28 protein-coding genes are annotated in these 23,839 nt (G+C 71.8%); 15 read left to right on the top strand and 13 right to left on the bottom strand.

Annotated features, from left to right (window positions below; genetic code table 11):
• Nucleotides 1-29 precede the first annotated feature (29 nt).
• The 4 genes from ABZS69_RS61585 to ABZS69_RS61570 form a co-directional block, all read right to left on the bottom strand.
• Complete coding sequence (locus tag ABZS69_RS61585; protein WP_355392593.1) at nt 30-944, bottom strand: polyphosphate polymerase domain-containing protein; 915 nt, start codon at nt 942-944, stop codon at nt 30-32.
• Between the two features lie 345 nt (nt 945-1,289).
• Nucleotides 1,290-1,829, bottom strand: a complete 540-nt coding sequence (locus tag ABZS69_RS61580; RefSeq protein WP_355392682.1) for a DUF4956 domain-containing protein — start codon at nt 1,827-1,829, stop codon at nt 1,290-1,292.
• An 87-nt stretch (nt 1,830-1,916) separates the two neighbouring features.
• Nucleotides 1,917-2,585: a response regulator transcription factor gene (locus tag ABZS69_RS61575; protein WP_355392590.1), complete on the bottom strand. Its 669-nt coding sequence runs from the start codon at nt 2,583-2,585 to the stop codon at nt 1,917-1,919.
• The gene (locus tag ABZS69_RS61570) at nt 2,582-3,985 is read right to left on the bottom strand and encodes an ATP-binding protein (protein WP_355392587.1); all 1,404 of its coding nucleotides are present in this window, start codon (nt 3,983-3,985) and stop codon (nt 2,582-2,584) included. The genes ABZS69_RS61575 and ABZS69_RS61570 overlap by 4 nt, the downstream gene beginning before the upstream one ends.
• A gap of 364 nt (nt 3,986-4,349) precedes the next feature.
• On the opposite strand from ABZS69_RS61570, the gene ABZS69_RS61565 reads away from it, so the two are divergent.
• Both ABZS69_RS61565 and ABZS69_RS61560 read left to right on the top strand, forming a co-directional pair.
• Nucleotides 4,350-4,700, top strand: a complete 351-nt coding sequence (locus tag ABZS69_RS61565; protein WP_355392584.1) for a hypothetical protein — start codon at nt 4,350-4,352, stop codon at nt 4,698-4,700.
• Nucleotides 4,701-5,385: 685 nt separating this feature from the next.
• Nucleotides 5,386-6,174, top strand: a complete 789-nt coding sequence (locus ABZS69_RS61560) for an SDR family NAD(P)-dependent oxidoreductase (protein WP_355392581.1) — start codon at nt 5,386-5,388, stop codon at nt 6,172-6,174.
• Nucleotides 6,175-6,207: 33 nt separating this feature from the next.
• Here ABZS69_RS61560 and ABZS69_RS61555 read toward each other — a convergent pair whose 3' ends face one another.
• Complete coding sequence (locus ABZS69_RS61555; RefSeq protein ID WP_355392578.1) at nt 6,208-6,876, bottom strand: alpha/beta fold hydrolase; 669 nt, start codon at nt 6,874-6,876, stop codon at nt 6,208-6,210.
• 36 nt (nt 6,877-6,912) lie between these two features.
• Complete coding sequence (locus ABZS69_RS61550) at nt 6,913-7,863, bottom strand: zinc-binding dehydrogenase (protein WP_355392575.1); 951 nt, start codon at nt 7,861-7,863, stop codon at nt 6,913-6,915.
• Nucleotides 7,864-7,944: 81 nt separating this feature from the next.
• On the opposite strand from ABZS69_RS61550, the gene ABZS69_RS61545 reads away from it, so the two are divergent.
• A complete protein-coding gene (locus tag ABZS69_RS61545; RefSeq protein WP_355392573.1) occupies nt 7,945-8,538 on the top strand; it encodes a TetR family transcriptional regulator in 594 nt (197 codons plus the stop codon).
• A 65-nt stretch (nt 8,539-8,603) separates the two neighbouring features.
• Here ABZS69_RS61545 and ABZS69_RS61540 read toward each other — a convergent pair whose 3' ends face one another.
• Nucleotides 8,604-9,056, bottom strand: a complete 453-nt coding sequence (locus tag ABZS69_RS61540) for a hypothetical protein (RefSeq protein ID WP_355392570.1) — start codon at nt 9,054-9,056, stop codon at nt 8,604-8,606.
• A gap of 22 nt (nt 9,057-9,078) precedes the next feature.
• Between ABZS69_RS61540 and ABZS69_RS61535 the strand changes: the two genes are divergently transcribed.
• The gene (locus tag ABZS69_RS61535; RefSeq protein ID WP_355392567.1) at nt 9,079-9,708 is read left to right on the top strand and encodes a phosphotransferase; all 630 of its coding nucleotides are present in this window, start codon (nt 9,079-9,081) and stop codon (nt 9,706-9,708) included.
• Here the strand turns inward: ABZS69_RS61535 and ABZS69_RS61530 are convergent.
• Nucleotides 9,693-10,406: a helix-turn-helix domain-containing protein gene (locus ABZS69_RS61530; protein ID WP_355392564.1), complete on the bottom strand. Its 714-nt coding sequence runs from the start codon at nt 10,404-10,406 to the stop codon at nt 9,693-9,695. The genes ABZS69_RS61535 and ABZS69_RS61530 overlap by 16 nt on opposite strands.
• Nucleotides 10,407-10,516: 110 nt before the next feature.
• On the opposite strand from ABZS69_RS61530, the gene ABZS69_RS61525 reads away from it, so the two are divergent.
• The 8 genes from ABZS69_RS61525 (at nt 10,517) to ABZS69_RS61490 (ending at nt 18,192) form a co-directional block, all read left to right on the top strand.
• Nucleotides 10,517-11,698 carry an FAD-dependent monooxygenase gene (locus tag ABZS69_RS61525; protein WP_355392561.1) on the top strand — a complete coding sequence of 394 codons (1,182 nt, stop codon included), beginning with the start codon at nt 10,517-10,519 and terminating at the stop codon, nt 11,696-11,698.
• 87 nt (nt 11,699-11,785) lie between these two features.
• Nucleotides 11,786-11,980, top strand: a complete 195-nt coding sequence (locus ABZS69_RS61520) for a hypothetical protein (protein WP_355392558.1) — start codon at nt 11,786-11,788, stop codon at nt 11,978-11,980.
• 3 nt (nt 11,981-11,983) lie between these two features.
• Nucleotides 11,984-12,736 carry a histidine kinase dimerization/phosphoacceptor domain-containing protein gene (locus ABZS69_RS61515; RefSeq protein WP_355392555.1) on the top strand — a complete coding sequence of 251 codons (753 nt, stop codon included), beginning with the start codon at nt 11,984-11,986 and terminating at the stop codon, nt 12,734-12,736.
• Nucleotides 12,691-13,089, top strand: coding sequence for a hypothetical protein (locus ABZS69_RS61510; RefSeq protein WP_355392552.1), 399 nt, complete (start codon nt 12,691-12,693; stop codon nt 13,087-13,089). Before ABZS69_RS61515 ends, ABZS69_RS61510 begins: the two co-directional genes overlap by 46 nt.
• Nucleotides 13,086-13,718 carry a response regulator transcription factor gene (locus ABZS69_RS61505; RefSeq protein WP_355392549.1) on the top strand — a complete coding sequence of 211 codons (633 nt, stop codon included), beginning with the start codon at nt 13,086-13,088 and terminating at the stop codon, nt 13,716-13,718. The genes ABZS69_RS61510 and ABZS69_RS61505 overlap by 4 nt, the downstream gene beginning before the upstream one ends.
• Nucleotides 13,719-13,802: 84 nt before the next feature.
• Nucleotides 13,803-16,400 carry a tetratricopeptide repeat protein gene (locus tag ABZS69_RS61500; protein WP_355392546.1) on the top strand — a complete coding sequence of 866 codons (2,598 nt, stop codon included), beginning with the start codon at nt 13,803-13,805 and terminating at the stop codon, nt 16,398-16,400.
• A gap of 70 nt (nt 16,401-16,470) precedes the next feature.
• Entirely contained in the window at nt 16,471-17,418 is a 948-nt protein-coding gene (locus ABZS69_RS61495) for a hypothetical protein (protein ID WP_355392544.1), read from the top strand.
• 69 nt (nt 17,419-17,487) lie between these two features.
• Nucleotides 17,488-18,192: an expansin EXLX1 family cellulose-binding protein gene (locus ABZS69_RS61490; protein WP_355392541.1), complete on the top strand. Its 705-nt coding sequence runs from the start codon at nt 17,488-17,490 to the stop codon at nt 18,190-18,192.
• A 16-nt stretch (nt 18,193-18,208) separates the two neighbouring features.
• On the opposite strand, the gene ABZS69_RS61485 is transcribed toward ABZS69_RS61490, so the two are convergent.
• Complete coding sequence (locus ABZS69_RS61485) at nt 18,209-19,192, bottom strand: GlxA family transcriptional regulator (protein WP_355392538.1); 984 nt, start codon at nt 19,190-19,192, stop codon at nt 18,209-18,211.
• 166 nt (nt 19,193-19,358) lie between these two features.
• Here ABZS69_RS61485 and ABZS69_RS61480 point away from each other — a divergent pair, with 166 nt between their 5' ends.
• From ABZS69_RS61480 to ABZS69_RS61470, 3 genes are read left to right on the top strand one after another with little or no spacing between them, the layout of a single operon-like run.
• On the top strand, nt 19,359-19,754 hold the full coding sequence (locus ABZS69_RS61480) for a hypothetical protein (protein WP_355392535.1): 396 nt from the start codon (nt 19,359-19,361) through the stop codon (nt 19,752-19,754).
• Nucleotides 19,751-20,098, top strand: a complete 348-nt coding sequence (locus ABZS69_RS61475) for a hypothetical protein (protein WP_355392532.1) — start codon at nt 19,751-19,753, stop codon at nt 20,096-20,098. The genes ABZS69_RS61480 and ABZS69_RS61475 overlap by 4 nt, the downstream gene beginning before the upstream one ends.
• 8 nt (nt 20,099-20,106) lie before the next feature.
• Entirely contained in the window at nt 20,107-20,412 is a 306-nt protein-coding gene (locus tag ABZS69_RS61470) for a hypothetical protein (RefSeq protein ID WP_355392529.1), read from the top strand.
• Nucleotides 20,413-20,588: 176 nt separating this feature from the next.
• On the opposite strand, the gene ABZS69_RS61465 is transcribed toward ABZS69_RS61470, so the two are convergent.
• From ABZS69_RS61465 to ABZS69_RS61450, 4 genes are all read right to left on the bottom strand, one after another.
• Nucleotides 20,589-20,969, bottom strand: a complete 381-nt coding sequence (locus tag ABZS69_RS61465; protein ID WP_355392526.1) for a GntR family transcriptional regulator — start codon at nt 20,967-20,969, stop codon at nt 20,589-20,591.
• The gene (locus tag ABZS69_RS61460) at nt 20,966-21,769 is read right to left on the bottom strand and encodes a hypothetical protein (protein ID WP_355392524.1); all 804 of its coding nucleotides are present in this window, start codon (nt 21,767-21,769) and stop codon (nt 20,966-20,968) included. Before ABZS69_RS61460 ends, ABZS69_RS61465 begins: the two co-directional genes overlap by 4 nt.
• Before the next feature lie 117 nt (nt 21,770-21,886).
• On the bottom strand, nt 21,887-22,729 hold the full coding sequence (locus ABZS69_RS61455; protein ID WP_355392521.1) for a hypothetical protein: 843 nt from the start codon (nt 22,727-22,729) through the stop codon (nt 21,887-21,889).
• Nucleotides 22,730-22,807: 78 nt separating this feature from the next.
• Nucleotides 22,808-23,497 carry a DUF899 family protein gene (locus tag ABZS69_RS61450; protein ID WP_355392518.1) on the bottom strand — a complete coding sequence of 230 codons (690 nt, stop codon included), beginning with the start codon at nt 23,495-23,497 and terminating at the stop codon, nt 22,808-22,810.
• Between the last annotated feature and the right edge of the window lie 342 nt (nt 23,498-23,839).

Below are 23,839 nucleotides of genomic sequence, written 5' to 3'. Positions count from 1 at the left end.
GGAACGCAACCCCAAGCCCGAATACCGAATCACGCCTGCACACCAGCGCCATTCCCGCTGCTCCTCCTGCCACTGTGAGCTCCCCGAGGCCCCGCCCACCGGCCCCCTCGCGCGGCCGCCTGGCCCCAGCACCCCGTCGAACCCCTGGACACGAGCCGCTGCGCACTCGGCTCGGGACGGTGGACGAGATAGCGCTGCAGCACCGGATGCCAGCGGTTGGCGGGCAGGTGCCGGAGCGCCGCGACCGCCAGGCAGTACTTGCTCACGGTGACCGGCCGCACCCCCATCCCACGCAGAACCTTGTCCACCAGCGCCTTCCCATCGGCGGACTTCGACTCCAGCAGCACCAAATCGCGGCGAGCCGGTGCGCTGGACTGCCCGTCGTGGCAGAGCAGGCCCGTGTCACACGTGAGTCTGGCCGCGCCCGAGGGGTCGATGAAGGTCACCCGCCGGTAGTCGGTGGACAGCACCGGCCCCAGCGTCTCGGGGGCGATGAGGCGCAACTCGGCGAGCAGGGTGTCGCGTACGAAGTCGAGTGCCTCCCGGGTGAGGATCCGGCTCGGCGCGTCGTCGTACGGGATGCGGTGCTTGTCGGTGCTGCCACGCGTGCCGTTGAGCTTGAGCTCCAACCACCGGCCACCCCCGTCCAGATAGGTGCGGGTACGAAGCTTGAACCTGCGCCGCCGGTCCTGTCGGTGCTGGTGGAAGGTGAGCAGGTCAGGCGTGTCGAAGTACGTCGAGGTGTAACGGAACTGGCGTCTTGCCCCGATGCGCAGCACAGCGAACCGGCCCCCCAGCTCGGCCGCGAGCGCCGCCATGGTGGCGGCCGTCACGATGTACTTGCGATCGACCCGGCTCATCAGCTCCGGCACGTCCTCAAGCCCGATCGGCGCCACCTCAGCCGCCACCCCGGCCAGCAGCACATCCGCATCCAACTCACCCATCACCACACCCCCACGATCTTGTCCATGACCTCATCCACCGACTCGCTCCCGCCACACCCTTCACCCGACATCCCCCGCCCTCCACCCCACGTCCCGCGCTCCAGTCCCGCGCCCCGCACTCGGCATCCCCCGCCCTCCACCCCACGTCCCGCGTTCCAGTCCCGCGCCCCGCACTCGGCATCCCGCACCCTCATCCCGCACCCTCCACCCCGCACCGCGCCACCTCCGCTTCCGGCCCCACCTCCGCGGCACCACCAAGGCATCGCGCTCGACCATCGGCTCCGCCACCTCCACCTCCCGGGCACCGCGCTCCACCTCCAGCCAGGTGGCGTTCGGTGGTTGGGGTCAGCGGATGCCGACCCGTTGGGGAGGGGCTACGTAGCGGACGTCGACCACCGTGATGTCGCGGACGTAGTCGATCTGGGTGACCACGTAGTGGAGGACGTGTGCCCGCAGGCGGCTTTCCAGGTCGACTCGGAGCAGGTCCGGGTCCGAGTGGACGACGTCCAAGGTGATGACCTGGTGGCGGGTGCGGCCGAGCAGGCCCGGGTGGTCGGCGACGTACATCACCGCCAGCAGGACGGCGTCCAGCAGGAGGGCGGTCAGCGGCCAGGCGCCCGCGATGCCGTTGACCAGGCCCAGCACGATGGCGATGAAGTAGTAGGCGATCTCCTGCTGGGTGATCTCGCTGGAGCGGAGTCGGATGATCGACAGCACGCCGAACAGGCCGAAGCCGACGGCGACGTCGACGCGTTGGACGAGCAGGAGTGAGACGACCGCGAAGATGCCCACGTTGAGTGCCACATAGGCGAAGAGCAGGTCGCGTCGGTGATGTCGTCGGTAGTAGAGGCCATAGGCCAGGGCGACGATCGACACGAGATCCATTACCAGTCCGGCTGTCACGGCGCTCCCTCCGTTGGTGCTGCTGAGAACAGCTTGTCGGGGCGGGGTGAGGCGAGGGTGAGGTGATGATTAGGCGGCTCTCATGCGGTAGCCGGTGCCGCGGACGGTCTCGATCCGGTCGGCGCCGATCTTGCGGCGCAGGTAGCGAACGTAGACGTCCACCACGTTGGAGCCGGGGTCGAAGTCGAAGCCCCACACGTGGCTGAGAAGTTGCTCGCGCGTCAGGACCTGGTCGGGGTGCCGGCAGAAGATCTCCGCCAGCGCGAACTCCCTGGTCGACAGGTCAACTGTCCGATCCCTCACGTACGCCCGCCTCGTACGGAGATCCAGCGACAGGTCCGACACCCGCAACACCGTGACCTCCGGCGTGCGGTCGGCGCGGAGGCGCAGCCGTAGCCGTACCCTCGCCAGGAGCTCCTCGAAGGCGAAGGGTTTGGCGATGTAGTCGTCGGCGCCGCCCTCCAGCCCAGCCACGGTGTCGCTCACGCTGTCGCGGGCGGTCAGGATGATCACCGGTATGGTCACCATGGACTGCCGCAACCTCCGCAGCACCGTGAACCCGTCGCTCAACGGCAGCCCGATGTCCAGGATCAGCAGGTCGAACCCGCCCGCGCAGGCCAGGTCGTATGCCGCTACCCCGTCCCCGACCACGGCGGTCACGAAGCCGTTGGTCCGCAGCCCCTTCTCCACGAACGACGCGATCCTGGCCTCGTCCTCGGCGATCAAAATCCGGTTCATCCCAGTCTCCAGAGCTCCCACAGTGGGATGGACATGACGAAACGGGCTCCGCCGCCCGGGGCTTCCGTCACCTTGACGTTGCCGCCGTGGGCCTCGGCGATCGATCTGACGATGGCCAGCCCCAGACCGGCGCCTTCGTACGACACGGTGCGCCCCGCGCCGCGCACGAACCGGCCGAAGATCCGCTCGCGCTCCGCGGGCGCCACCCCGGGGCCGCTGTCGCGTACCCACAGCTCGACCCATCCGTCGCGGACGGCGGAGCCGACGGCGATCAGGTCGTCGTCGGTGGTGTGGCGGACGGCGTTGGCCACGAGTTGCATGAGCGCCTGCGTGAGCCGCTGGCGGTCGGCGGGCACGCGGGCCTCGGCCACCTCGTCTACCCGCCAGCGGCGGTTGCCGAGCGCGCGGGCCTTGGCGACGACGCTGACCGTGAGGTCGGCCACCTCGACGTCGTGGATGTCGAGAAAGCCCGGTTGCTCCGCCTTGGCGAGGGTGAGGAGGTCTTCGACGATGCGGTTCATCCGGTCGAGCTCGTCGGTGACCAGGGCGAGCGTCTCCGCGCGGTCGCGCGGATCGTCTCCCATGAGCTCCAGATGGCCGCGGATGACGGTGATCGGCGTACGCAGCTCGTGACCGGCGTCGTCCATGAAGTGCCGCTGTACGACGAAGGCGTTTTCGAGCCGGTCGAGCATGTGGTTGAACGTCGCGGCCAGCGCGGCCACGTCGTCGTCGCCCGGCACGTCGAGCCTGCGGGTGAGATCGGTGGAGTCGCTGATCTGCTCGGCCGTCTGACCGATCAACCGGACCGGCGCCAGCACCCGCCCCGCCACGAACCACCCGGCCGCCCCCGCTAACGCCAGCGCCGCCAGCGCGGACAGCCCGAGGACCCGCACCGCGTCGACGATCTCGTCGCGGTGGCGGTCGTAGAGAATCGCCACGACGAAGTGACCCGGGCGGGGGTCGGCCTTCACCGTCACCGGGATCACCGCGTAATGGACCGTTCCCTTCGGACTCTCGATCTCGCCGCCGTCGGGCTTGGTGGCCGTGGCCAGCCGCGCGACCAGCGCGTCGTCGATGTCGAGGCGTACAGGCGGCGGGATCGCGGTGATCTTGTGAGCCTTGCCGTCGACGATGCTGAAGAACGTCTCCCATCTGTCGGGCGCGTTGAGCGCCAGGTATTCCGTCAGCAACTGCCCGACGTCGGTGATCGCGCGGCCGTTCTCCGGGTCGCGCGCGGTCGCGGCGTACCGGCGCAGCTTCTCCGCCTCGTTGCTGAGCTCGAGGTTCGTACGGTCGTCCAGGCGAGCCAGGAGGATGGTCCAGGTCGCGAAGATCGAGACGGCGAGGGCGAGGCCGACGACGGCGAGCATCCAGCCCACGATCCGGGCACGGGCGCTCACCCGCATTCGATCACCTGGTCAATCGTCGTCGCCGTCATCGTCATCTCCGCCGCCGCCACCGCCACCGCCACCGCCGCCGCCGCCGCCATCGTCATCGTCGTCATCGCCGCCTGGTCTGGGCGCCGGCGGTCTGACCGGCTCGGCCCTGGTCTGGCGCGGGGTGGGCCGTACGACTCTCTCGCGCGCCGCAGACCCGTCGTCGTCGCGCGACCCGGTGCTCCTGGCAGGTCTCGGCCCGGTATCCGTGCCGGACTTCGGCTTGGCGCTCGAGGTGGGCTTCGGTGGCGGGCCGGTGGTGGGTTGTGGCCTGGTGCCGACAGCGGGCTGAGGCCCGGCGCCCGTGGCCGGCTGTGATGCCACATTCGTGGCGGACGGTGTTGCCGCGCCCATGGTGAGCTCCGGTTTCGCGCTCGCGGCGGGATCCGGTCGCGCGTTCGCGGTCAGCTCTGGTTTCGCGGCGGTGGTGGGCGGGGTCGAGCCCGGCCCGGGGGTGCCGCTGCCTGTGGGGGCCTGGATGCCGGCCCCGTTCAGTGCGGGCGTGTGTGACACCACGACGGACTCGCCCAGATCGGGCTCGTTGTCGGCCGCGCGCACCAGCCCCACCGACATGAATCCCGCCATCGCCGCGGCCAAGGCGAAGAGGACCAGCGTTCCCCGATGCTTCATGACCTTGACCTTGACGCCCTTCGAGGAGACCACGCTGAAGCCCAGATGAGAAACCTCTCATCTGATCACGCTGAGTCGCAGTGGAATCACGCCCTAATTGGGGGAGGTTCTTTGCCCACGCTGCTTCTTCGTTGGGTGGGGGTTGGGGCTGGGAGGCGTTTGGGGTGGGTTCGCCGCTTCTGCCTGCGGGGGTGGGGGTTGGTGGGGCGAGGCCTCGGGGTGGCGGGGTGGGGGGTACGTGAGCGGCTTCAGACAGCGGCCGCTGGGGGCGGACGTCGCTGGGGGCGCAGGTCGTGGACCATGGTGCCGTGCCGCTCATCGCGAGCGGCGAGGGGCGCGAGGGGCGGGGGCGCGAGGGGCCACGGTCGGGGCGGGCAGGCGGTCCCGATGGGCAGGCGGTATCGGCGGGCAAGTGATCCCAATACCGCGCGAGGCCGGGCGGGCGCTGCCCGAAATGCGCGAGGGTGGGCGGAAAGTCGATCCTGGGACTGGTGCGGGAGCGGTGGCCCGAGATCGGTGGAAATGGTGGACTGAAGCGGGCGGACGCGCTCGGCAGTAAGGCCCGTTCGGAGAGCGGAAGGGCCCGTTCGGGGAGGGCTGAAGCGCCCGTGTGGGGAGGATGGAAGCCCCCATTCGGGAAGGGGCGAAGTTCAGGGAGGGTGGAAGCGCCCGTCGGGGGGACCTCTTCCGGGGGGTGGAATGCGGGATAGGGCGTTGGGTCGGAAGGAGTGCAGATGCGGGTACGGGACAAGGTCGTCGTCGTTACGGGCGCGGCCGGCGGGATCGGCAGGGCGATGGCGCTCAGGTTCGCCGCCGAAGGAGCGGCCGGAGTCGTCGTCGCGGACCTCGACGAGGCCGGGGCGACCGCGGTGTCCAAGGAGATCGGTGACCGCGCCGCAGCGGTACGCGTGGACGTGGCCTCGGAGTCGGAGGTCGCCGCTCTGGCTGAGACCCCGTTCGGCCCGGTGGACCTGTTCTGCTCCAACGCCGGCATCATCGCCGGCCACGGGCTGGACGCCCCGGACCAGGAGTGGAGCCGCCTGTACGCGGTGAACGTGCTGGCCCACGTGTACGCCGCCCGCGCCGTCGTACCAGCCATGGTCGCCCGAGGCGGCGGCTACCTGCTGAACACCTGCTCCGCCGCGGGCCTGATCAGCTGCCCCGGCGACGCCCCGTACGCGGTGACGAAGGCGGCGGCGATCGCGTTCGCCGAGTGGGTGTCCATCCACTACGCGTCGCAGGGCATCAAGGTCAGCGTCCTGTGCCCGCAGGGTGTGCGTACCGGCATGCTGGAGCAGGGGCTGGAGGAGGACCATCTGACCGCGAGGGCCGTGGCCGCCTCGGGAACCATCCTCGACCCGTCCGAGGTGGCCACCGCGGTCGTCGAGGGGCTCGAGGCCGAGCGCTTCCACATCTTCCCGCATCCGGAGGTGGCGGAGTTCGTCCATCGCAAGGCCGAGAACCCCGACCGGTGGCTGGCCGGAATGTCACGCTTCGTTGACTCCCTGACCTCGAATCCCTGATCCGGAGTCGCCGGACGCCACTCGCGAGAGCCCTCAGGCGGCGGCGAGCAGGATCTTCAGCAGGTCCTGTGGCGCGTCGCGCATGAGGTTGTGCGCACTGTCCACCGCGTGGGCGGTCCACGAGGGGTCGCGGCGCAGCCGCTCGTAGACGGGCGTGAACGGCGACTCCCCGTCCCATCCCGCCGCGTACACATACTCCCTGCGACGCACGTGCGAGAGGTCTCCCGTGAGTCGTAGCGGCTGGAGCAGCGAGGCGAGCGGGTGGGCCGTGGCGCGCGGGTCGAAGAACGGCAGCGGCCGGGTCGCGTAGCCGCTGTCCACCACGTCCACGTACCAGCGCCGCTCCTGCTCGGTGACGAGGCTCCAGCAGGAGTCCCCGCGCCCGGGCACGACGGCGTCGAGGTAGACCAGGCCGCGCACCCGCTCGGCGGGCGCGCGGTCGGCGGCGCCGGTGATCACCATTCCGCCGTAGCTGTGGCCGACCAGGATCGCTTCCGTGATGTTCTCGGCGGTCAGGACGCCGGTCACGTCCTGGATGTGGGTGTCGAGGTTCACCCCGCCGTGCAGCAGGTGGCTGCGCTCGGCGATGCCGGTCAGGGTCAGCGGGTACGCGCGATGCCCCCGACTCCGCAGTTGCTCGGCGAGCTCGTCGAAGCACCAGCCGCCATGACACATACCGGGGATCAAGACAAATGTCGCCACGAATCCGGATCGTAGCAGACATCGAACCGATCGGTTCTATCTTGTCGGATCGAGGACGAGCTTGCCCGTGGTCCGGCGGCCACGCAGGTCCGCGTGCACGCGCCGTACGTCCGACATCGGGTGGTCGCCGCCGTGGACCACGCGCAGCTCACCCGCCGCGACCTGCCCCGACATCTCCGCGTACGCCTCACGGAGGACCTCCGGACGGGCGAGGGCGTTCATCAGCCAGAAGCCGCTGACCGTGACCGAACGGCGCTGCAGGTCGCGCGGCGACACCAGGCCGGGCTCGACCCCGCCGGCCATCCCGTAGAAGGCGAGCCTGCCGAAGGGGGCCAGCGCGGCGATGCTCTGATCGGTGACGCGCCCGCCCGTCATCTCCAGGACCACATCGACGGGCTCGCCGTGGTTCGCCGCGTACAGTGCCTCGGTGAGGTCGTCCGCCGCGGGGTCGACGGCGGCGGACGCGCCGAGGGACAGCGCGAATTCGCGCTTGTCCGGCGTGCTCGCCGTGGCGATGACCCGGGCACCGCGCAGCCTGGCCAGCTGTACGGCCAGCGAGCCGACGCCGCCCGCCGCCGCGTGGACGACCACGCTCTCCCTCGGCCGCACCCGCGCGGTGTGGTTGATCAGCCACCACGCGGTCAGCCCTTGGGCGAGCAGCGCGACGGCGGCCACGTCGTCCACCCCGTCGGGCACCGGGAAGGCGCCACCCTCGGCTGCCACGGCCTTCTCCGCGTACCCGCCACTGGAGATCATGGCGGCCAGCCGCCGTCCGTCCGCGGCGCGGCCGACGACCTCGATCCCGGGGATCAGCGGCAGCGTGACGGAGGCGAGGTAGCGGTCCTCGCGCAGGAGCGCGTCGGCGAAGTTCACCCCGCATCGCGCCACGTCGATGAGGACCTGACCGGCTCCCGGCCTGGGCTCGGGCACGTCGCGTACGGCCACGACCTCGGGCCCGCCGAACTCGGTGATCTGCACCGCTCGCATGTCCATCCTCCATGGAATGAAGTACCTAAGTGGTACTGCGTACCATAATGGAGCAAAGTACAGCGAGGCTAGACTGACGTGGTGCCCCGATCCACCCTCCGCGCGCGCAACCAGCAGCGGGCCCGCGACGAGATCGTCGCGGCCGCGTACGAGCTGTTCGCCGAACGCGACTACGCCGGCGTGACGGTCGCGGACATCGCCGACCGGGCCGGGGTCGGCCGCACCACGTTCTTCCGTTACTTCGGCGACAAGCAGGAGGTCGTCTTCGCCGGCGAGGAGGAATGGCTGGACGACTTCGCCCGCCGACACCGCGAGCTGCGGCTCGACCGTCCGCCGACGCTGCCGGAGGCGCTCGCGGTGCTGCGCGACACCGTGGCGGACGTCTGCGCGTGGGCGACGCGGGACACCGATCGCTACGTCCTGCGCGAACGGCTGATCGCGGAGAACCCCGAGCTCGCCGACCGCGCGGCCCGCAAACATCGGCGCCTCGTCGAGCTGGTCGGCGAGCTGCTGCGGCAGCAGGGCGCCTCGGCGGAGACCGCCGCACTGGCCCCGCAGGTGGCGCTGGCCTGCTACCTAGCCGGTCACCAGGTCGCGGCGGGCGACCCGGCCGCGCTGTGGCCGAGCGTCGACGCGGCCTTCGACCAGCTCGGCGTGGTCTCGGGCCAGGACTGAGGACTCCGGGCGCGGGGCGCCTGGTCCGTGGGTGGCGCGGGCCGCGGCCGGCCGAGCGGCGCCGGTCAGCTCGTACGGGTGAAGTCCGCGATCCAGTTGGCCTCCCACGTGGCACCCTGATCGGTGGAGAACGCCTGCTCCCAGCGGCAGGACGTCTCAGTGATCTCCGACCACAGGAACCGCACGGTGATCGGCCTGCCTTCGTACAGCTCGTCCGCCGTGAAGACCCCGCGGCCGTCCGCGCCGAACCGGCCGACCACGGGCGGCAAGGACAGCCCTGTCCTGCCCGCCCAGTAGAGGGACCATTCGTCGCGGGCCTCGTCGTACAGGCGTAGTGTCACTCCTCCGTAACCCAGCTCGGGGAAGGTGACCTCGTCGAAGTTCCCCTTGCCGTCGAGGACGCTCCAGCACCGGGTCATCCCGGCGAACTCGTACCAGTCGTCGCCGCCGGTGAGCACCTCGCGCAGACGGCGCTGCTTGGAGGTCCAGGTGCCGACGAAGAAGTCGAAGGTGTTCATGGGCAAAAGCTAAGGACCTCCCGTGACACCTACTGTCAGTGATGCCCCGCCGGGCGACGAGAGGTTGGTGCGGTCCCTCCTGCGCGAGCAGCATCCGGACCTCGCGGAGCTGGACCTCCGCCGAGCGGTCACCGGCTGGGCCAACGAACTGTGGCGGCTCGGCGACGAGCTGGCCGTACGCCTGCCGCGCAGGGCCGGCGCCTCGCCCGGTCTCCGCAACGAGCAGCGGTGGCTGCCCGCCCTGGCCCCGCGCCTTCCCCTCCCCGTGCCGGCCCCCGTGCGGACGGGCGAGCCGTCCAGCAGCTTCCCGTGGCCGTGGACCGTCGCGACCTGGGTTCACGGCGAGCCGGGCGACCGGGCCGCGATCAGCCGCGGCCACCGCGCGGCCGACAGCCTGGCGGGCTTCCTGAGGGCGCTCCACCTGCCCGCGCCCACCGACGCGCCCGCCAATCCGGCGCGCGCGAGGGTGGGCCGTCCTGCGCGGCGTCTCCCTCATCGGCATCGGCCAGGCCTGGGAACGGGGCCTCCCCGGCGGCCAGCGCACATGGGGACGTGCGGGCCGGATGGCACTCGATCGGGTTCTGACGTCCTGAGACCGCCGCTGTCAGCCCGGGTGGAAACCAGGCCGCGTCCGGCTCAGCTCTCGGTCTGACCCTCGGGGATCCCGGACTCGGCGCGGTCGGCGTCGATCAGGTCGCCGAGCAAGGTGACCACGGCCGCGGCGACGTCCTTCAGCGTGGCGTCGGAAACAGCCGGCTCGCTCTCGAACGCCCGCCGGACGGTACGCGCGAGCAGATCCGCCTGCCGCTCCCGCCCGTCCGAGGCGCCCGCGGCCCGCAGGAACCCCTCGAACGTCGCCTGATAGGCGTAACCGAGCTCATCGACCTCCATGTCGTCGCGCAGCAGGCCGTGCCCGGCGAGCAGCCCCAGATAGTCGCGGGCCATGGCGCCGTGCCGCTCGTCACGGCCGGGGTCGGGGGAACCGGCCAGCTTGCCGACCAGATCGGGGTCGTCCAGGAGGAAGCGGTGCAGCAGCGGCCGGTCCGCGATGGCCAGGAAGTAGGTACGCGCGAAGCGGTGCAGCAGGCAGGCCCGCGGATCCTCCCGCAGCGCCCGCCGCAGCTCGTCCATCGCCCGCAGCACCTCACGCGCGAAGACCGCGCCGAACAGCAGCTCGCGGGTCTTCCAGTGCAGGTAGACGGTCCCCTTGCCGATGCCGGCCCCGGCGGCCACGTCGTCGATGGTCACCCGCCGGTAGCCGTGGCGCAGCAGCAGGTCGGCCGCCACGTCGAGGATCCGGGCGGCCCGTTCGGCCCGCTGCCGCGGGTCCCGGAGTCGTTCGGCGCTCACACCGAGACCATATGACCAAATGCGAAATTTGGTCAACTCAATAACTGTCGATTGACTAACTTTCGAATCGCGTCATATGGTCACGTCACCGAACCCGAGGAGAGTGAGCCATGAGCACCAAGACCGTCCTGATCTCCGGAGCCGGCATCGGCGGCACCACGCTGGCGTACTGGCTGGCGCGGCACGGCTTCCGGCCCACCGTCGTCGAACGCGCCGCCGGCCTGCGCTCCAGCGGCAACCCCGTGGACGTCCGCGGCCCCGCCGTGGCGGTGGCCGACCGCATGGGCGTGATGCCGCGGCTGCGCCAGGTGGCCACGCAGGTGACGGCGCTGAGCTTCGTCAACGCCTCCGGCCGCCAGGTCGGGCGGGTCGACCTGCGGGCGATGCGGCGGGCGTCCGGCAGCCGGGAGGTGGAGGTGACGCGTACGGACCTGGCCTCGATCCTGTACGAGGCGAGCCGCGACTCGGCCGAGGTGCTGTTCGGCGACACGATGACCGCGCTGAGCCAGGACGGCGACGGCGTGGAGGTCACCTTCGAGAAGGCCGCACCGCGCCGGTTCGACCTCGTCATCGGAGCCGACGGGCTCCACTCGACGACCCGGCGGCTGGCCTTCGGGCCCGAGTCGGAGTTCGTCCGGCACATGGGCCTCTACGTCGCGACGATGCGGCTCGACGGCCCGGCCGACAACCGGCAGGACGTCGTGCTGCACAACGCCCCCGGCCGGCTGACCTCCGTCCACCCCGTCCACGGCCGCGCCGTGGCGGCCTTCATCTTCCGCCGCCCGGAGGTGCGCGGCTTCAACCACCGCGACCTCGCGCAGCACAAGCGGATCCTGACCGACGCCTACGCCGGCGACGGATGGCGCGTGCCCGAGCTGCTGGAGCAGGCCCGCGCCGCCGACGACCTCTGGTTCGACTCGGTCAGCCAGGTGCGGCTCGACTCCTGGGCCAAGGGGCGCGTCGCGCTGCTGGGCGACGCCGCCTCGTCGGTGTCGCTGTTCGGCGACGGCTCCACCCTGGCCATGGCCGGCGCCTACACCCTCGCCGAGGAGCTGGCCGCCACCCCCGCCGACCCGTACTCGGCCTTCGCGCGGTACGAGGCCAGGCACCGCGTCCTGGTGGACCCCCGCCAGGGGAACGTCGGGACGGCCGCGGCCATGATGGTCCCCGCCACGCGCGCCGGGATCGCCGCGCGCAACCTGGCGACCCGGCTCTGGCCGGGCGCGGCCGGCGCCTCGTGGGTCCGCAACCGGCTCACCCCGTCGCGCGGGCTCACCCCGGCGACCGCCTGAGGGAAGCTCGACCCGGCATCGCCTCCACCCCGCGCTCCACCCTTCGGAGGTGCCGCTCCACCCCGCCCCGTCCCTACCGTCCCAGGCATGGACAAGCACTCTGGACGCCCGGGCAGCCTCTGGCTCGACCTGCTGCACCGGCTCCTGGACGCCAACGGGGGAAAGATGAACGGCAAGTTCCTGCTCGCGATCGTGGTCGTGGCGCTGCTGGTGGTGGCCGGCTTCGTGGCCTTCCGGCTTATCTTGGTGGACATGATTCTGACCTTGAAGGACTCGCGCTAGGCGATGCGCGAGGTGTGGGGGCGGGTCGTCCGGCTGCTGGCGGCCGACGACCCGGAGACGGGGCGCCTGGTCAGGCTGCTGATGAGCCTGGTCCTCGCGTGGTCGCTGGTGGCCGCCGAGCCCGATCGCTTCCCCGTGCTGCTGTGGTCCGCGCTCGGCGGGTCGATGGCGTGCTGGCTGGCCTTCGTCCTGCTCGACAGCCGCTTCCCGCGTCTGGCCGTGAGCCTGCTGGCGGCGGGTTCGGCGGTCGCGGCGTCGGTGTCGGGGTCGGCCGACGCGGGGCCCACGGTGTTCGTGTTCGCGATGCTGCTGCTGTTCGCGGCGCACACGACGCCGAGCATGGGAGCGATCGTCGCGGTCACCGTGGCCGATCTGGCGCTCATGGCCGGCAGCCTGCTGTGGTGGGGGCAGCCGCGATCGGCGATCGTGGTCCGCGGGGCGGTCGTGATGTGCACCGTGCTCTTCGCGTTGCACCGGCGCCAGTACCGGCGGGCCCAGCACGACCGGGCCAGGGCCATGGCGCTCGACGAGCGGACCCGCATCGCCAGGGAGCTCCACGACGTGCTCGCGCACTCCCTCGGCGCCCTCGGGGTGCAGCTGGAGGTCGCCGAGGCCATGCTCACCGAGCGGGGCGACGTGGAGGGAGCGGTGGCGCGCGTCCGCAGGGCGCGGGCGCTGGCCAGGAAGGGCTGGTCGAGGCGCGCTCGGCGGTGGCGGCCCTGCGCGAGGACGTGCCGCCGCTGCCCGACGCGTTGAGCCTGCTGGTCACCGAGCATCGCAGGGACCACGACGTGCCCGCCGAGCTGCGTACGACCGGCACGCGGCGGCCGATCACCCCGGCGGCGGAGGTCTGCCTGCTGCGAACGGCCCGTGAGGCGCTGACCAACGCCGCCAAGCACGCCCCGGGCGAGCCGGTCGCGGTCGAGCTCGGCTACGGTGAGGGCGCCGTCCGGCTGGTGGTGCGAAACGCGTACGCGGCCGGAGGCGCGCCGCCGTCCTCGGAGCACGGTCTGCAGGGCATGCGCGAGCGGCTGGCGCTCGCGGGCGGGACGCTGAGCGCCGGACCGTCGGACGACCTGTGGGAGGTACGGGCGGAGGTGCCGGAATGAAGGTCCTGGTCGTGGACGACCAGCAGCTCATGCGCGAGGGACTGGTGGCGCTGCTGGACCTGGTCGACGACGTGGAGGTCGTGGGCGACGCCGGGGACGGCGAGCAGGCCCTGCGCCTGGTGGCCGAGCTGCGCCCCGACGTCGTGCTCATGGACCTGCGCATGCCCGTGCTGGACGGCGTCGAGGCCACGCGGCGCATCGCCCGCGCGCACCCGGAGGTGGCCGTCGTGGTGCTGACGACCTACGACGACGACCGGTCCGTGGACTCCGCCCTGCTGGCCGGGGCCTGCGGCTACCTCACCAAGGACGCGGGCCGCGCGGAGATCGCCGCCGCCCTCCGCTCGGCCGCCGCCGGGCAGTCGACGTTCTCGGCCGCGGTGTCCCGCCGGTTGGTCGAGGCGCTGTCCCGCGCCGCGCCGCCGCCGGTCTCGTCCTGTCCCGACGGGCTGACCGTACGGGAGGTCGAGGTGCTGCGGCTCGTCGCCGGGGGGCTGAGCAACGCGGAGATCGGCTCGGCGCTCTTCATCGCGGAGACGACCGTGAAGACGCACATCAACAACGCCTTCGCCAAGATCGGCGTCCGCAACCGCACGGAGGCCGCCGCCTACGCGCGTGACAACCTGCTATAGCGACCCCGTCTGGACCAGCGGCTCGACGCGGAATGACATAGGCTCGTTCTTGATCCGGACAGCTGACCACGGGGAGATGGGTTCATGCCGTCAGGAGTACGCGACGGTGCCGAGGCGCGCCGTCCGATAGGGGAGCCCGGTCTGGGCGCGCTGTTACGAGGCTGGCGTGAGCGGGCGCTGCTCACGCAGGAACAGGTGGCGGCGCGGGCGGGGCTCAACGTCCGTACGGTGCGCCGGTTGGAGGCGGACGAGCTGCGGCGGCCGCGCAGCGCGTCGGTGCGGCTGCTGGCCGAGGCGCTGGGCCTGGACGCGGCGGAGCTGTCCGCTCTGACGCGCGCCGCGAACGGGCCGCAGGAGAGCCCCGGCCCGGTGCGGCCGACGCCGCGGCAGTTGCCCAGCGACGCGGCGGCGTTCGTCGGCCGGGCCGAGGAGCTGGCCGCGCTCGACGACGTCGGCGACGCGGCCATGGTGGTGGTCACCGCCATCGACGGCATGGCGGGGGTGGGCAAGACCGCGCTGGCCGTGCATGCCGCCTACCAGCTGGCTCCGCGTTTTCCCGACGGCGATCTGTTCGTCGACCTGCACGGCTACACGCAGGGCATGGCCCCGGCGGATCCGGCCGACGCGCTCGCCCGCGTGCTGGAGGTGCTGGGCGTGCCCGGCGAGTCGATCCCGCAGCACCTCGACGACCGGGCCGCGCTCTATCGCAGCGTGCTGGCCGACCGGAAGATGCTGATCGTCTTGGACAACGCCGCCGACGAGACGCAGGTGCGGCCGCTGCTGCCGGGCGCGGGCGGCTGCCTGGTGCTGGTGACGAGCCGGCGGCGGCTGGTCGGGCTGGACGACGCCCGTACGGTGTCGGTCGACGTGCTGCCGCTCGCGGACGCGATCGCGCTGTTCACCGGCACCGCCGGCGCGGAGCGGGCCGCGGGCGTGCCGCGCGAGACGCTGGCCGAGGTCGTACGGCGGTGCGGGCTGCTGCCGCTGGCCATCCGCCTGGCCGCGGCCCGGCTGAAGGCCCATCCGGCCTGGAGCGTGCTTGACCTGTTGCGGCGGCTGGAGGAGCACCAGCACCTGCTGAGCGAGCTGCGGGCCGGGCAGCACAGCGTCACCGCCGCCCTCGACCTGTCCTACAAGGAGCTCACCACCGCCGAGCGGCGCGCGTACCGGCTGCTGAGCCTGCACCCAGGCATGGACCTCGCGCCCGACGCGGCCGCGGCGCTGCTGGCCGGCACCGTCAAGCAGGCCTCGACGCTGCTGGATCGCCTGCTGGAGGCCCACCTGCTGCAGGAGCCGGTCCCCGGCCGGTTCCGCTTCCACGACCTGATCAGGACACATGCCGCCGAGCGGGCGGCCGCCGAAGAGCCCCGGGCCGCCCGGCATGCCGCGCTGGCGCGGCTGCTGGACCACTACAACCGCGCCGCGTCGGCGGCGATGGACCTCCTCTATCCCTACGAGGCGGACATGCGGCCGCGGCTCGCGCCGGACCAGACGTCCACGCCGGCGGTGGCCGACGCCGCCGCCTGGCTGGAGGCCGAGCTGTCCAACCTGCTCAGCCTCGCGCAGCTGGCCGCCGAACGCGGGTTCTCCGAGCACGTCCGGCACCTGTCGGCCACCCTGCACCGGTGCCTGCGCACGCGCGGCCGCTATGCCGAGGCCGAGACGCTCCTGGAACGGGCGCTGTCGGCGGCCCGGGCCGCCGAATACCGTACGGGCGAGCTGGAGGCGCTCCTCGGGCTCGGCGAGATCCGCCAGATGCAATGCCGCTATGAGACAGCTCTGGAGGACTGCTCCCGCGCCCTGGCCATCGCCTGCGCGATCGGTCATCGAGCGGGCGAGCTGCGCGCGTTGAACGGCATCGGCATGGTCCGCGGGTTCCAGGGAGAATACGCGCGGGCCTCCGACCACTTCGCGCAGGCGCTGGAGATCGCCCAGGCGATCGGTCACCGTACGGGCGAACTGGACGCGTTGATCGCCGCCGGCAACGTTCACCGAATCATGGGGTGGTACGAGGAGAGCTCCGACGAGCTGGCGCGGGCCCTGGTCATCGCCCGCTCGATCGGCCACCGCACCGGCGAGTTGCGGGCGCTGCTCGGCATCGGCTTCATCCACCTCGGGCAGGGCGCGCGCGAGCCGGCCACCGACTACTTCACGCGGGCGCTGGGCCTGGCCCGCGCCACCGGGCACCGGCTCGGCGAGCTCGACAGCCTCAACGGCCTCGGCCACCTGCACCGCCTCCAGGGCCGGTACGCGGAGGCGCACGACTGCTACGAGCAGGCCCTCCGCCTGGCGCGCGAGATCGGCAACAGCAACTGGCAGTTCGAGTCCCTGCACGGCATGGGCCGGCTGCGGCATGCCCGCGGCCACGCCGATCAGGCGCTCGACTGCCACCGTCAGGCACTGGACCTGGCCTCGGAGCTGCGCCAGCCGAGCGACCAGGCCCGTGCCCACGACGGTCTCGCGCACGCCCACGCCGCGCTCGGCGAACCCGACCACGCCCACCGCCACTGGACCGAAGCCCTGACCATCCTGACCGCCCTCGGCATCGACTGGACCGAGGAGACAGGGGTCGACACCGAGAGCATCCGCGGCCACCTGGCGTCAGCCGATTCACCTCAGCCGCCCGCCACCGCCAGCCCTTTCGGGTCTCGATTGCCAGTATCGGAACATCCAGGGCAATAACCGGCTATTTCCTAGACATATCAAGCCGCAAAGAATCATGACGGCGAGCCCCCGCCCGTAGTCTCTCCGCATGGCACTTGACGACGACGTACCGCGAAGACAGGCCGGTCGTCTCCTCCGGGACCAGGTCGAGACGGCGGAGACGGTCACGATGGAAACCCTGGCGGAGTCGTCCGCCGAGGTCCTGCGGGCCTATGAGGGCCTCGCGCCGGACGCGTCCGCGACCGGGCTCGCGCTCTGGGCGGAGGCGCGGCTGCGCGCCTACACCTGGGGCGAGCTCAACCAGTCGTGGTGGTGGGACAACCAGGAGCCGTTCCCCGGCCTGGCGGAGAGCGACACGGCCGGCCGGGCCGTCGCCGACGACGCCGTACGGGCGGCGCGGCGAGCACTCGAACTCGACCCGCAGGACAATCTCGCGGCGTTCTCCCTGGCCATGACCCTGGAACACCTCGGCGACCGGACCGGCGCTGTCGCCGCCTACCTCGAAGCGCTCAGGCTGGACCCGTGGGACGAGGGCGCCGCGACCCGCGTCGCGGCGCTGGGAGAGCCCGAGCCGGGCCCGGTCCCGGAGATCCGGTGCCGTCACACGCATGGCTTCTTCCTGCTGCGGTTGGAGGCGCTCATCTCCAACAACGGCGACATGGAGACGTGGTCGTGGCTGCTCACCGACCCGGCGGACGTCCGGACGGTCGCCGACGGCCTGATCGCCGACATGTGGTGGGGCGTGGCGAACGCGGACTGGGAAGACGAGCTCCCCCAGGACGACCGTCTCTCGCTGGAGATCCACGCTCCCGGGGAGAAGGTCGCCGAGCACGAGGTCTTCCCCGCGCTGCGCCGCTCGCCGGACGGAGTGATCCACGTCGACTGGTCCCGGCTTCCGCTGCCGGACCGGCTGCCCGCGCCGCTGCCCGCCAGCAGGCCCGTACGCACCGGCGGCGTCACGTACTTCCTCGGTTTCAACCCCGAGGTGCCGGACTCCTACCCGACGGACTCCGGCGACTACCTGGACCGGATCTGAAGCTTTACCGTACCGAGATATACCGATTTCGCTACTGTCACACCCGTCACCGACGAGAGGAAGACCTGGATGCGACGCTTACCCATCGTTCTCGCCGCCGCGCTCGCCGCGACCTCGCTCCTCCCGGCTTCCGCCATGGCCCGGAGCGGGGAGGGCACCGGGAAAACCCGCGCGTCGGCGAAGGCGACCAGCGGTAAGGCGACCTTCTACGAGCTCCAGTCCGGGGGCGGCAACTGTTCGTATCCGTCCCCTCCCGCCGGCGGCCTCTACGTCGCGCTGTCCCGCGCCGAGTACCGCGCCGCCGCCGCCTGCGGCGGGTACCTGACCGTCACCGGGCCGAAGGGCTCCGTCCAGGTCAAGGTCGTCGACCAGTGCCCGGAGTGCGCCGCCGGGCACATCGACCTGAGCCGTAAGGCGTTCGCCCGCGTCGCGGACCCCGGCAAGGGCATGGTGGGCGTCAGCTACAGCCGTGCGGCCAACCCGCGGATCGGCAAGCCGCTCTCCTTCCGCGTCAAGGAGGGGTCGTCGCAGTGGTGGCTGGCCCTGCTGGTCGTCGACCACGGCAACCCGCTCGCCTCGGTCGAGGTCAAGTCCGCCGGCGGCACGTGGCGCAAGCTGGCCCGGGCCGACTACAACTACTGGATCGCCGAGTCCGGCGCGGGCAAGGGCCCCTTCGCCGTGCGGGTCACCGACACCCGCGGCCACCGGGTCACGGCCAACCGCGTCCGCCTGACGCCCTCCGTCGTCCAGCGCACGACCACGAAGATGTACTGACCCGGCGGCGCGGCGCTCAGGTTCGCGGATCCGGTGCGCTCCGGTATCCGGACAGCCGGAACCGGTGCCGGTAGGCCGACGGTGCGACACCGAGCACCCGCAGGAACGCTTGGCGCATGGTCTCCTGCGAGCCGAAACCGCACGCCCTGGCGATCTCCGGCACGACGGCGTCCCCGGACTCCAGCCGTGCCTGCGCCGCCTCGACCCGGAGCCGCTCCACGAACTGGGCCGGCGTCGACCCCAGCTCGCGCCGGAACAGGCGGGTCAGGTGACGTTCGCTGATGGCGAGGTTGGCGGCCATCGTAGTGAGGCGATGGTCCGCGGACAGGTCCGCGGCCACCAGGTCGAGGGCGCGGCGGACGGTCGGGTTGCGGGGCGCGGGCGTGGCGCCCGGGATGCCGAACTGGCGCTGGCCACCGGGGCGTTGCAGGAACACCACGAGGTGCTTGGCCACCTCACGGGCCCGGTTCTCGCCGTGGTCCTCCCCGACGAGCGCCAGCGCGAGGTCGATCCCGGCGGTGACGCCCGCCGAGGTGACGATCGAGCCGTCCCGTACGTAGATGGCGTTCGGCTCCACCGTCACGTCCGGGAACCGCGCCGCGAACTCGGCGCAGGCGTCCCAATGCGTCGTGACCCGCCGGCCGTGGAGCAGACCGGCCTCGGCGAGCAGGAACGCGCCGGTGCAGACGGAGACCACCCGCCGGGCCCGCGGCGCCAGCTGCCGCAACCTGCCGACCAGCGCGGACGTGAGAACCCCGGACGACTTCCGCGGATAGCCCGGCACGACGAGCGTGTCCACGGCGACGTCCGGATCCGACAGCGCGAGATCCACGCTCAGCGAGATGCCGACATCGCTGCGAACGGGCTGCCCGTCCGGCGAGGCCAGCCGCACCCGGTAGCCGCCGGCGTCGTTGAAGACCTGAGCGGGGCCGGCCACATCGAGCAGCAGCACTCCGTCGGACACGGCGAAGATCACTTCGTCGGACCGATTCGTCATCATGTGGCCAGTCTCTTGGCGAACGCCGGATGTCCACAAGGACACCCGTTCCACAGATCTGGTCGTCGAGCCGGCGGAGGCCGCCATCCCCAGGTTTAGGGATGTGGGCGCCACTGGGCGGCACCTTAGTTTTGGACCGTTCCGAAGGCATTCCGGTGAGGAGACGGCCATGAGATTCCTGACCCACGCCCGCGCCGGCGTCACCGCACTGGCCCTGCTGGCCATGGTGGCGCCGCTGCCCGCCCAAGCGGCGGCCAAGGCCGACCAGAACTACACGGTGGAGGTGCAGAACTACTCCAGCCAGGGGTTCGACGAGATCGTCCTGGCCGTCAGCCGCTTCAGCAACCCCACCCCCGAGCTGATGAGCCGGCCGAACGTCCCGCCGTTCACGGTGGTCTCGTTCGACCTCGGCGCCTGCTCCGACGTCAGGCAGTACGCGGTCAGCGGCATCGTCGGCGGCCAGCGGCTCTTCACCACCGGCGACGTCGACGGCGACCCGATCGGCTGCAACGACGTCATCACCATCGGCGACCGGACGGCCCGCGTCACCAGGAACACGCGATGAGACGCGCCGCGGGCGCGCTCCTCCTGGCCACCGCGAGCGCGCTGCTGCCCGTCGCGCCCGCCGTGGCGGCCGACCGGCCGTACCGGATCGAGGTGGTCAACCACTCGGGTTACGGCCTCGACGAGGTCAGGGTGGCCTTCGTCACGCGCTCCAACCCCGCCGTACGCATGATCGGACAGCGCCGCGTCGTCTCCGGCGCGACCGCCGCCTTCGAGCCCGCCGGCTGCTCCGACCTGGCGCGGTTCGCGGCCAGCGCGTTCATCGGCACCCGCGAGGTGCTGCACACCCCCGACCTGACCCCCGACGCCGACTGCGTGACGCAGATCGAGCTCACCCACTCGTGAAGGACACCATGAGAAAGACCGTCTCCGCCCTCGCGACGCTCTCCCTGACGTTCCTGCTCGCACCGGCAGCCCACGCGGCCACGGGCGAGTTCTTCTTCGAGACCGGCCCCGGACGCACGCTCCGGCTGTTCAACCCGCCCTCCGGCAGATGCATCAAGCTGCCCGACCCGTCGCCCGCCGTCTCCAACCAGACCGACAGGACGGCGTCGCTGTGGATGTCCGACCACTGCACGGAGCCGCTGCTCGACGTGGCCGGTGGGCAGGCCTGGCGGCGGACGCAACGAGTGTGGGCCCGATCGGTGACGTTCGCCTGATCCCTGTCGACACGAGGAATGGATCGGCGGCCATGACCCCTCCTGGTGGTGTCCATCTCCTCGCGGGACCGGGCCGCCTCGTCCGCGAACCCCTGCCGGACGCTCGCGGGTGAGACAGCCCGGTTTCCTCGTGTCCCGGGACCGCCTGGGCCGGGCGGTCCCGGGACACAGCCGGGTCAGAGCGAGGTGGGGGCCGCCGTGAGGCCGGATCTCAGGGCCGCCTCAACGATGCTGAGCGCCTCGTTCTCGTCGATGCCGACGCTCGCCACGACGGCGGCGTATTCGGCGGCGGCCTGGTGGGCACGTTCGCGGGCCTCCTCGCCGGACGCCGACACGAACGAGCCCGCCCGCCCCCGGGTCTCGATCAGCCCGGCCTCCTCCAGCTCCCGGTAGGCCCGGCCGACCGTGTTGACGGCCAGGCCGAGGTCGACCGCGAGCCGTCGGATGGTCGGCAGCCGGGAGCCCACGGCCAGCGTACGGTCCCGGATCTGCCGGGCGAGCTGGGCCCGCAGCTGCTCGAACGGCGGCACCGGCGAGCCCGCGTCGATGACGATCATCGGACGTCCGTCGAAGCATCCACCAGGTGCCGGGCCGTGGCCGCCGCGCACGGAGTCCTGGCGTGGGCGGCGAGGTGCGCGGCCAGGCCCAGCACCATGACGCCGAGGGCGGCGGCGTTCCACCAGCCGGGCGCGAACCCGAACACCAGCACCACCGGCAGCGCCCCCAGCACCGACGGCGCGTTGTTCTCCCGCGCGTCCTCGATGCGCATGATGACGTCGGCCATCAGGGAGACCTCGTCCTCGGCCACGACGGGCCGGGCCAGCAGATCCCGCAGTTGCAGCACCGCGCCGGCGCCGACCCCGACCACGGCGACCAGCAGCACGACGGCCGCCTGCCGCGTGGTGCCCTCGCCGACCGCCAGTGCGCTCGCCCCCAGCGCGAGCGCACCGGCGAAGGTGCTGCCCGCCAAAGCGGCGTACGGCCGTCCGAGCAGGTCCCGCCAGCCGGGCTGCACCGGATGGGCCACTCGCCGCGCCAGCGCCGCCCCGGCCCGCCGGTCGACCCGCCGCACCCAGGCGTCGAGCAGCGTACGGGCGAGTAACAGCCCGACGATCGACGCGCCCAGGACCAGCACCGGCGTCGACCCGCCCGGCCCGGGCCCGCCGGACTCGGACTTGGCCCGCAGGCCGGAGACCTGCGCCAGCGCGGCCGCCACGAACAGCACCGCCACCAGGACACTGCTGAGCAGCCGCGCCCGCGACCGGGCGGCGAGTCGCGTGGCGAGCAACGGCGTCGGCGGGCCGTCACCGAGACCGTGCTGCGCCAGCCAGCTTCCCGCGGATCGAATGTTCGCCATGTTTCCTCCTTTTGTCGCAAGCTTTGTATCAACATGCTGCGTCATAGCTTGCGACAAAGTCAACAGGGAAGCCCTCGGGTGCCTGACACCGACGCGATGCGGCCAGGGCATTCGTGCTCAGGTGAAGTGCCTGACGTGCGGGTACGGTGACCAGCCGGGCGACCCTGCGTGCACGAAGCCCGCCCAGGCGTGCTGCACCTCGTCCACCAGTTGGCCGAGGTCGGCGGGGTCGGCGCCGGCCAGCATCGGCGCGGCGCGCCAGGCGTCGAGATCACCGAACACGAACGGCAGCTCGATGCAGTGGCACGCGCCGAACGCGCTGCCGGGCGGCGACCAGTCGAACCGGTAGGCGAAGGCCAGGCGGGCCTGCCGGGCCAGCCGCAGGCTGCCCGCACCGAAGAACCGGTCGGTCACATCCGCCGGAGCCTCGGGGAAGAACGACCGGGCCTCGTCGCGTGTGGTGCCGATCAGCACGGGCATGTCGCCGGGGGCGTCGGCGAGCAGGTCGGCGGGCACGCCGCCGTCGGCGACCAGTTGGAAGGGCGGGGTCATCGTGAGCGGCGCGGCCATGCGCCGCGCGAGCTCCCCTTGGGCGGCCAGCAGCTGGGACACCGCCACGGTCCGCAGGAGCTCGGCCTCCTCTGCGCGCAGCTGCTCGGCCTCCTCGGTGCGCAGTCCCCCGGCCTCCTTGGCGCGCAACCGCTCGGCCTCCTCGGTGCGCAGGTCGAGGACGTCCAGCAGCCGTCGGCCGATCTCGGCCGCCTCCCGCGGCTCGTACGGCTGGACCCCGGCCGGGATGCTCTGCATGATGACCTGCTGGAACAGGCCCGCACCGGCCGGATGACCCAGCAGCGCGAGCGCGGACAGCGCCCCCGCGGACGGTGAATCCGTTCCTTTCCACCAGCGTACGAGCCCTGCTCCAAGGCAGCGCGGGCACCGGCTCGCCGGGAGGAGAAGCACGCGCAGCGGCCCCCTGGAGCGATGGATTCCGACATCCCGCGACGAGCCGTGCCGGAATCGCGCCTCCCGGCCATGGCGCTAGGCGGTGTCCGAGCCGTACAGGGCGGCGATGTCCTGGGAGCTGGCCCACCGGCTGTAGGCAGGCCCCTGCGGCCAGCCGTCGGGCGAGTCCTGCCACTCCTCCTGCCGCCCGTACGGCAGCAGGTCGATCAGCGCGAAGAAGTGGCTGAGCTGCTCGGTGCCCCGGCCGTTGGTGTGCCAGGTGCGATACACGGTGTCACCATCCCGCAGGAACACGTTGACGGCGAAATGCCCGCCGGGCGGTGCGCCGACGTCGGTGCCGAACGGGCTGTTCGCGGTGGAGTACCAGGTCATCTTGTTCCCGACCCGCCGCTTGTAGGCGAGTGCCTCGTCGATCGGACCCTGGGTGACGATGACGAACCGGGCATCGTAGTCGCCCAGGAACCCCAGCCGGGTGAACTGCGAGGTGAACCCCGTACACCCCGGGCACTGCCACTCCTTGTCCTGGAACCACATGTGGTTGTAGACGATCAGCTGCCTCTTGCCCTCGAAGACGTCCGCCAGCCGAACCGGCCCGTCCTCGCCCTCAAGGGTGTAGTCCGGCATCTTCACCATGGGCAGGCGGCGGCGCTGGGCGGCGATGGCGTCGAGTTCCCGGGTCGCGGCCTTCTCCCGGGCACGCAGCTCTTCGAGCTGACGCTGCCAGGTGTCGGCGTCGACGACGGGCGGTAGTGCGTTTGCGCTCATGATCCCTCACTGATCGGTCCGCTTCTCCAGGGGTAGACCTGGCCCGGACGCCGAACTCATCGGTGGCCGGCAAATCCGACGCAAGCCACCCCCGCAACGCGTCCGCCCTGAACGGATCGCGCCCGTCGGCGCTGTCGTGTCAGCCGCCACGTCAGTACGGCAACGGCCCCGTATCAGAACGACCCGCGACAGTAGAGCCCATGAACGGTTCAGCCGGGCACCTGAACAAGACAGAACCGTTCAACCACCTTCCAAAACAGCATCAAAGGAGCACACCACCATGTCCATCACCCTCACCGACCAGGACCAGACCACCCTGCGCATCGCCGCCTGGGGCGCCGT

Origin of the sequence: Nonomuraea sp. NPDC005650 (assembly GCF_040605375.1) — a bacterium.
Lineage (GTDB): Bacteria > Actinomycetota > Actinomycetes > Streptosporangiales > Streptosporangiaceae > Nonomuraea.
This window is presented reverse-complemented; position numbering and strand designations above follow the sequence as displayed.